The organism is Devosia sp. (assembly GCF_017307565.1).
In the GTDB taxonomy this organism is placed as follows: domain Bacteria; phylum Pseudomonadota; class Alphaproteobacteria; order Rhizobiales; family Devosiaceae; genus Devosia.
In genome coordinates, this window is the sequence record NZ_JAFKHD010000090.1 from 1 (window position 1) to 7127 (window position 7127).

The following is a 7127-nucleotide window of genomic DNA, read 5'->3' on the forward strand; positions in this document are numbered from 1 at the left end:
CATCAGGCCCGAGGCGACGGGTTCGCCGTCGCGCTCGATGACGATGCCGGTGGACGGAACGGCCATGACGGTGAGGAGCGCTTTCATGCGAGCCATCATCGCGTCGTCATGGCCCTGCAGCTTTTGCTGGGCGGCAAGGAAAGCGGGATCGAGAAGGGGCAGGAGTTTGCCCTGCGCATCCGGCTCCTGCGCTTCGAGCTTCATGGCGTAGAGATGGGACTGGTCGATCTCGTCCCAGCCGGCATCGTCCAGCGCTTCATTGAGCGCCGGGGCGGAGAGGGGGGTGATGCGGAAGACTGGCTTTACCCCGCGCACGACGAGCCAGGAGCTGGCGCCGATGATGCGGTCTTCGACATCGGCGTCGTCGTTGGGGTCAAAACACTGGGCGGAATTGGCGCGCTTGGTATAGCCGCCGGCAGCACGTCGGACCCAGTTGCCATCCCACTTCACTTCGATGCCGGGCCAGGCTTCGAGGCCGGCGCGTTCAAAGGTTTCGACGTCTGGGAGGGTGAACTGGGTCATGGCTGCTTTGCTTTGCTCGGTGTCATCCCCGCGAAAGCGGGGATCTCCGTTTCCACCTCCAAACAGAGGCTCCCGCTTTCGCGGGAATGACACTGTGGTTGGAGGGGGATTTGCGGGAGGCTACCGGAAATTAGCCCCGATAGTCGCTGAAGATCAGCTTCTGTAGTCGCCGTTGATGGTGATGTAGCCGTGGGTGAGGTCGCAGGTATAGACCGTTGCCGAGCCCTCGCCGAGGCCGAGGGAGACGGTTACTTCGAGCTCTTCGCCCTTCATATAGGCCGAGGTCGCGGCTTCGTCGTAGACCGTAGCGCGTTCGCCGTTTTCGGCGACCAGCAGGTCACCGAAGCGGATGGCGAGGCGGTCGCGATCTGCCGGTTCGCCGGCCTTGCCCACGGCCATGACGACGCGGCCCCAATTGGCGTCTTCGCCGGCAATGGCTGTCTTCACCAGCGGCGAGTCGGCAATTGCCTTGGCGATGCGGAAGGCCGAGGCGTCAGAGGTGGCGCCCTCCACATTGACAGCCACCTGCTTGGTGGCGCCTTCGCCGTCGCGCACCGTCAGGATGGCGAGTTCGAAGAGCACATCGAACAGGGCTTCGCCGAAGAAGGCTGCGCGCGGATCGGAAAGGCTGGTGATCGGCTCGACCTTGGCCTTGCCGGTGGCGAAGGCGAGGAGGGTGTCCGAGGTCGACGTATCGCTGTCGACGGTGATGGAATTGAAGCTCTTCTGCACGTGCTCGCTGAGGAGTGCCTGCAGCACGTCGGCAGCGATGGGCATGTCGGTGACGACGAAGGAGAGCATGGTGGCCATGTCAGGCGCGATCATGCCCGAGCCCTTGGCGATGCCATTGATCCGGACTTCGACGTCGTCGAATTCGAGCACGGCACCCGCCAACTTGGGGAAGGTGTCGGTGGTCATGATGGCCTTGGCCGGCTCGATCCATGGCGTTTCGGCAAGGCGCGTGGCGGCTTCGTCGAGGACGCCGGCAAATTTTGATGCCGGAAGCGGTTCGCCGATGACGCCGGTCGAGGCGAGGAAAATTTCGCTGGTGGAGCAGCCGAGGGCTTTGGCGGCATATTCGGCGGTCAGCTGAACTGACTCCTTGCCTTTGGCGCCGGTAAAGGCGTTGGCATTGCCCGAATTGACGACGAGGCCACGGGCTTTTCCGCCCGGCAGGTTGGCGCGGCACCAGTCGACGGCGGCAGAAGAGCACTTCGAGCGTGTAAGAACGCCGGCAGCAGTGGTGCCTTCGTCAAAGGCCATGAGCAGCACGTCGGTACGGTTCTTGTACTTGATGCCGGCTTCGGCCGTGGCATAGCGCACGCCATCGATGGCCGGCAGGTCCGGATAGGATTTCGGGGCAAGCGGGGAAACCGGATGGGCAGCCATGACAGAAGAACCTTCAACGGACAGAGGGTGCTTCGATGTGCCTCAAGAGTGTGACGGACGCAAGGCTTTGAGCCGCCCCGCACGGAAACTCCACCTACAAAAGGAAATCCCCGCCTGGGCGGGGATCACGGGTCTTCTTCTGGCCGTCGGATATGGCTCAGGCGGCGACCTTCTTCTTGCCAGCGATAAAGGCGCCGAAACGCGTGGTGATGAAGGGCACGATGAAGAAGACAATGGTGGTGGCCATGAAGGGCACGAGGATCAGGCTGCGCTGCCAGAATTCCCAGCCGGGGGTGAGTAGGCCAATGATGGTCGAATAGACTACGACCACCGGATAGACCGCGAAGGTCATGAGAAAGGCCATGCGGGCGCGTGCGGAAAAGGGCATAGAGAAACCTATAATGAAACGGTACGTTTCGTTATATATTGAAACGGGCCGTTTCGTTCAAGTCTTTTCTTTGTGCCTCGTATGGACCATATAGAGACCATGACGACGACCCCAGCAGACGATATCGACGAGACGGCGCGCCGCTCCATCGGTGCGCGGCGCAATCCTGCGAGCCAGGAGGCCATTCTCGATGCGGCCGAGGCGATCCTCAACGAAGAGGGCATTGCCGGTTTTTCCATCGAGGCGGTGGCGCGGCGGGCGCGGGCGGGCAAGCCGACGATCTATCGCTGGTGGCCCAATCGCACGACGCTGATGCTCGACGTCTATAAGCGCTTCAAGATTACGCGGGAATTTCCCGATACCGGTACGCTGCGAGGCGACCTCATCGCCTTTCTGGAAAACCAGTTGCTGGGGTTCTGGAAGGACAGGCTCTGCGGCACGGTCTATCGGGCGGTGATTGCCGAGGCGCAGCACGATCCAGATGCCGCCGCAGCGCTCTTTGCCTATCAGGCCGAGCGCAAGAAGGTGGCGCTCGACATGGTTGATCGTGCCAAGGCGCGGGGCGAGGTGGATGAGGCGGTGAATGGCGAGCTGATTATCGACATGATCGTATCCTTTGCCTGGCACCAGTTGCTGCTCGATCGGGTCGATGAGGCCATCAAAGTCATCGACGGGGTAGTCGATGGGGTTCTGATGGGTTGTGCCGGGTATCAGCGGGAAGACCTGGGTGTTGTTTAACGCGCGGTATTGGCATTGACGGAATTATCCGGAACGGCGCGGTGAAGGGGTGAAAGAGGCGGCGTTTCAATGGGTTGCATGTGGAAACGTGGGGAGCCCAGCGGAATTTGATTTTACGGCGGGTTTTGGCATGAACCACGAACCCGCCGATTGGTGCATCGCAATGTCGCCGATTGACGACTGGCTGGTCAAGGCGTGTCGAGACGGTGTCAAAACCCCGTCAAACGGGGCTTTCGACCGGACCCAGATGATACGTCGAACCGGCATTCTCCAAAGAAGAGGCAAAACTTTCGCGGAACTGGGTTCCGGGTGCCATTGGGGCGGGCCGAAAAGTCAGGCGGCGCAGGGCTCTGCGACTGATAGCGGCTAGAAATTCTCCGCCATCGTTCGCGGAACAGATTTGACCTGGTCTCTCGAAGCAAACGCCTCCGAGTGTGGCATGCGCTAGGTGCCGGCCTTGACCACGGAGCCGTCAGCGAGAACGACACCAGTAATGCAGATGACCGTCGAAACCATGTCGCGCTCGACATGGCCAAGCCTGACACTCCCGTCGAGCAGGTAGACGCCGATGTTGCCAGGGTTCCCAGCCAGCAAGATGGTGTCTGGAAAGATGTCGATGACAGGCGCCAACTCGCCGCCGAGTGGATCGCGGAAAGCCACCGTTCCCTGCACCATCTTGATGTCGGTATCGCCCTCGTTGCGAAGGCCGATGCCCACCCTTATCTTGTTTTGCTCGGGTTTAGCTGACCAGCCTGCTACCTCTACTAGGTCAGGCAGGCACTCCTGAGCCGCAGCCGGCAGTGCGCTTATTGCGACCAAGACCATAGTTGCAAGCACTGACACTTTCATGCTGCTCTTCCACTTTGAAGAACCCGCAAACTTGCGGGTTCTTGGACACTATCGAACGAACCACCGCACACGGTAGAAATCTGGAGCATCGTGAATGTCGATGCGCTCTGTCGGGTAGTCTGGGTTCTCGCTGACCAGTTCGAATGCTTTGCGGAGCACCGTCACCCACTTAACCTGAATGCTGTCGCGTCTAACGACGACATAGAGTTGACCTGTCTTGGGCCTGCTGGGCGCCTTGTCGACCATAATTGGGTCGCCATCAAAGAGGATGGGCTCCTGGCTGTCACCTTTGACTTCCAAGAGAGCCAGCTCTGAGGCGCGAAGGTTGTGTTTGCGCAGCCATCTGGCGCTGAACGGCACGGGCTCGGACGGGATCGCTACACCCATCGTTCCCGGCCCTGCGCTCACCTGTAGGTCGAACTTATCCAGGAAAGCCGTGTCCGCCTCGTCTGCCGGTTCCATCGATATTGGAGTGCTAGGCGATGAGGACCGCTTTGGTCCGATGTAAAATTCAAGACCCAGGGCTTGCGTGATCAGAAGCAGGTTGGCGCCTGAGATATCCCGCTCCTGCAGGACGGCGCGAACGACACCAAGCGGAATCCCCGTGCGGCGAGAGAAAGGGCGTAGCCCCTCGTCCCGCACAAACAGTTCGATCGCCTCCTTCAAGGCTGCGCTTGCCAATTGCAGCTGTGTCATGCGTGACACGTAGCGCATTCTAAACCTTGACGCCAGCGTGTTATGCATGACACATATCATGTCATGGATAACACAGTTGATTCCCTCTGCCGTCTTATCGAGTGCCTCGCTCGCGATACCAATCGTTCGACGAGCACGATTTCTCGCCTCGCTACGGGGAGCGGCGCTACCTACCGGCGCCTCAAGATGCAGGACGGGAAAGGGCGGCCCAAACATCGGATAACCACTGAGAGGGCTAGCCGGGCGGTGTTGCGGCTGTCCGAGATTTGGCCGGCTTATCTGAAGTGGCCTTCGGACATCGTTCGCCCAGCAGTGGACGCTGCCACGCTCGCTCGGAGTGCTGCGTAATGGCCGCGCTCACGGTCGCTCTTGCCGATATCGATGTGTCGGACCGCATTCAGCCTTTGGACGAGGTCAAGGCTCAGGAGATCGCCGTTTCGTTCGGCGTGCATGGTCGGCTGATCAATCACATTGGTCTGCGACAGACGCCGAAGGGCAAGAAGAAGTGGGTGCTTGTGCATGGCCGGCATCGACTGCGCGCACTCGAAATCTCTGGCATCGTCGATCTCGTCGAGGGCGAGCATTTCGAGCGCATGGCGGTTGATGCTGCCCAGGCGCGGTTGCTCGAAATCGAAGAGAACATGGCGCGCACGGACGTGTCGCCCTTCGGTCGCGCGGTCATGCTTGCAGCCTATCGCGAGGCGACGGCGATTGATGGTCGTGGCGCACATAAAAAGAGTGCGACCGACCCCGAGGCACAGGCTCGCCTTGTCGTTCTGCGTGACGGCTTTACCGCTCACGCCATGCGGGTCTTTGACCTGTCGTCTGACCAAGTCGAGCGTCTTGTGCGGATCGGCTCGGTTCTAACCAAGCCGGTCGGCCTTTCTGAGCGCCTGCATTTCTCACGTATTGCCCGGAACCAGTCCCAGTTGCTGAAACTCTCGGCGCTACCCGAGGAACAGTTGGCGCGTGCGGCCGAGGCGTTCGATGCGGCCAAGGGCGACTTCTTCGTGATGATGACGATCCTGTCTCGTCCACCCGAGGGGCAAACGGCGCTCCTGCAAAAGCTCGGCGACGGCGCGAGCCTGAGTGACGTGGTCAATGCGAAGGCCGAGACACCGCCAGCATTTGACCACTGGAAGCAGGTCGTCAGCGCTTATCACCAGCTCGACTTCAAGAGCCGGGTCTCGGTGACCGTCGAGCACTGGAACAAGGACGAAAAAGCGGTCCGCGCCGCGTTCAAGGCGCTTGGCTACGAACTGGTCAAGGTGGACGCGAAATGATGCGCGCCCTCGCCTGGATCGGGCTTTTCCTCGCATGCGCCACCGTCGCCAGCTTCGTCCTTGCGGACGACGGTATGGCGACTTGCCAGATCAACCGCAGTTTCGATGTGTGCCATGACGCAATCTACTAGCGCTCACGAATGGTTTTCGCTCGACGATGCAGCGCTAGCGGGCGATCCGACCATGCCGACGACAGCGCGCGGATGGGCCAAGATTGCTGCCGCCGAAGGGTGGCGTGATCGTCAGGACCGTGTACGCAGGGAGGGCAAAGGCTGGCTCTATCACCTGACGCTTTTTCCTGCCTCCACCCAGGTGAGGCTTCTGCTCGCCAGCCAACCCAGTGTTGAGCCGGTGCGCGGCAATAGTCCGCTTTGGGCTCGCTACGAGGCGTTGCCCGAGAAGCACAAGGCCGAATGCGCTCACCGCCTTGCCGCCGTCCAGGCAGTGAAGGGACTGGTCGCGGGCGGCTTCACGCTGGTGGCGGCTCTGCCCTTGGCAGCCAGCAGGCATGATGTTTCCTGCTCAACGCTGCGCAACTGGCTGGGCATGGTGAAGAGCCACAACCGTGCCGATTGGCTGGCAGCATTGGCGCCGGACTACAAGGCGACCGCCCAGTTTGCCGAGTGCCACCCCGATGCCTGGGCAGCGCTCAAGGCTGACTTTCTGCGCCCTGGCGAACCGAAATTTTCGGCCTGCTATCGGCGCATGGCCGATGCGGCCAAGAAGTTTGGATGGGCGCCGATCCCAAGCGAAATGGCGCTTCGCCGCCGCCTGCAGGCCGAAGTGCCAGCCGCAGTGCAGACGCTTGCCCGCAAGGGTACGGACGCGGCCAAGGCCATTTACCCGGCCCAGCGCCGCACGCGTATGAATCTGAAGGCCATGACGCTGGTGAACATCGATGGTCACCGGTTCGACGTGTTCGTGCGCAAGGGCGAAAAGCCCGCGTTCCGCCCCATGCTGGTCGGCATCCAGGACATCTATTCCGGCAAGTTCATCGGCTGGCGCCTGGACGAGACGGAAAGCCGCGTTTCGGTGCGCCTCGCCATTGGCGACATGGTCGAGAAGTTCGGCATTCCCGAACATATGATCCTCGACAATGGTCGCGGTTTTGCCAGCAAGTGGATCACCGGGGGCACGGCAAACCGCTTCCGTTTCAAGGTGCGGGACGATGAGCCCGATGGGCTGCTGACCAGTCTCGGTGTGAAAATCCACTGGGCTACCCCATACCATGGGCAGGCCAAGCCCATCGAACGCGCGTGGCA

General features: G+C 61.1%; 8 protein-coding genes and 1 pseudogene. 4 read left to right on the top strand and 5 right to left on the bottom strand.

Annotated features, from left to right (window positions below; genetic code table 11):
* The 3 genes and pseudogenes from J0I64_RS02815 to J0I64_RS02825 all read right to left on the bottom strand — a co-directional run.
* A pseudogene (locus tag J0I64_RS02815) lies at positions 1-522 on the bottom strand (hypothetical protein); the annotation flags it as partial.
* A 153-nt stretch (positions 523-675) separates the two neighbouring features.
* Positions 676-1911 carry a bifunctional glutamate N-acetyltransferase/amino-acid acetyltransferase ArgJ gene (argJ, locus tag J0I64_RS02820; protein ID WP_035086781.1) on the bottom strand — a complete coding sequence of 412 codons (1236 nt, stop codon included), beginning with the start codon at positions 1909-1911 and terminating at the stop codon, positions 676-678.
* Between the two features lie 157 nt (positions 1912-2068).
* A complete protein-coding gene (locus J0I64_RS02825) occupies positions 2069-2299 on the bottom strand; it encodes a hypothetical protein (protein WP_291406107.1) in 231 nt (76 codons plus the stop codon).
* A 99-nt stretch (positions 2300-2398) separates the two neighbouring features.
* On the opposite strand from J0I64_RS02825, the gene J0I64_RS02830 reads away from it, so the two are divergent.
* Complete coding sequence (locus J0I64_RS02830) at positions 2399-3037, top strand: TetR/AcrR family transcriptional regulator (RefSeq protein ID WP_291406108.1); 639 nt, start codon at positions 2399-2401, stop codon at positions 3035-3037.
* A 444-nt stretch (positions 3038-3481) separates the two neighbouring features.
* Here the strand turns inward: J0I64_RS02830 and J0I64_RS02835 are convergent, their stop codons facing one another.
* Both J0I64_RS02835 and J0I64_RS02840 read right to left on the bottom strand, forming a co-directional pair.
* Positions 3482-3754: a hypothetical protein gene (locus tag J0I64_RS02835; RefSeq protein WP_291406109.1), complete on the bottom strand. Its 273-nt coding sequence runs from the start codon at positions 3752-3754 to the stop codon at positions 3482-3484.
* Positions 3755-3934: 180 nt separating this feature from the next.
* A complete protein-coding gene (locus J0I64_RS02840; protein WP_291406110.1) occupies positions 3935-4582 on the bottom strand; it encodes a S24 family peptidase in 648 nt (215 codons plus the stop codon).
* 347 nt (positions 4583-4929) lie between these two features.
* On the opposite strand from J0I64_RS02840, the gene J0I64_RS02845 reads away from it, so the two are divergent.
* From J0I64_RS02845 to J0I64_RS02855, 3 genes are all read left to right on the top strand, one after another.
* A complete protein-coding gene (locus tag J0I64_RS02845) occupies positions 4930-5865 on the top strand; it encodes a hypothetical protein (protein WP_291406111.1) in 936 nt (311 codons plus the stop codon).
* Positions 5862-5996: a hypothetical protein gene (locus J0I64_RS02850; RefSeq protein WP_291406112.1), complete on the top strand. Its 135-nt coding sequence runs from the start codon at positions 5862-5864 to the stop codon at positions 5994-5996. The genes J0I64_RS02845 and J0I64_RS02850 overlap by 4 nt, the downstream gene beginning before the upstream one ends.
* Positions 5980-7127 (top strand): transposase domain-containing protein (locus J0I64_RS02855; protein ID WP_291406113.1); only part of this gene is annotated, 1148 nt, incomplete at its 3' end. The genes J0I64_RS02850 and J0I64_RS02855, both read left to right, overlap by 17 nt.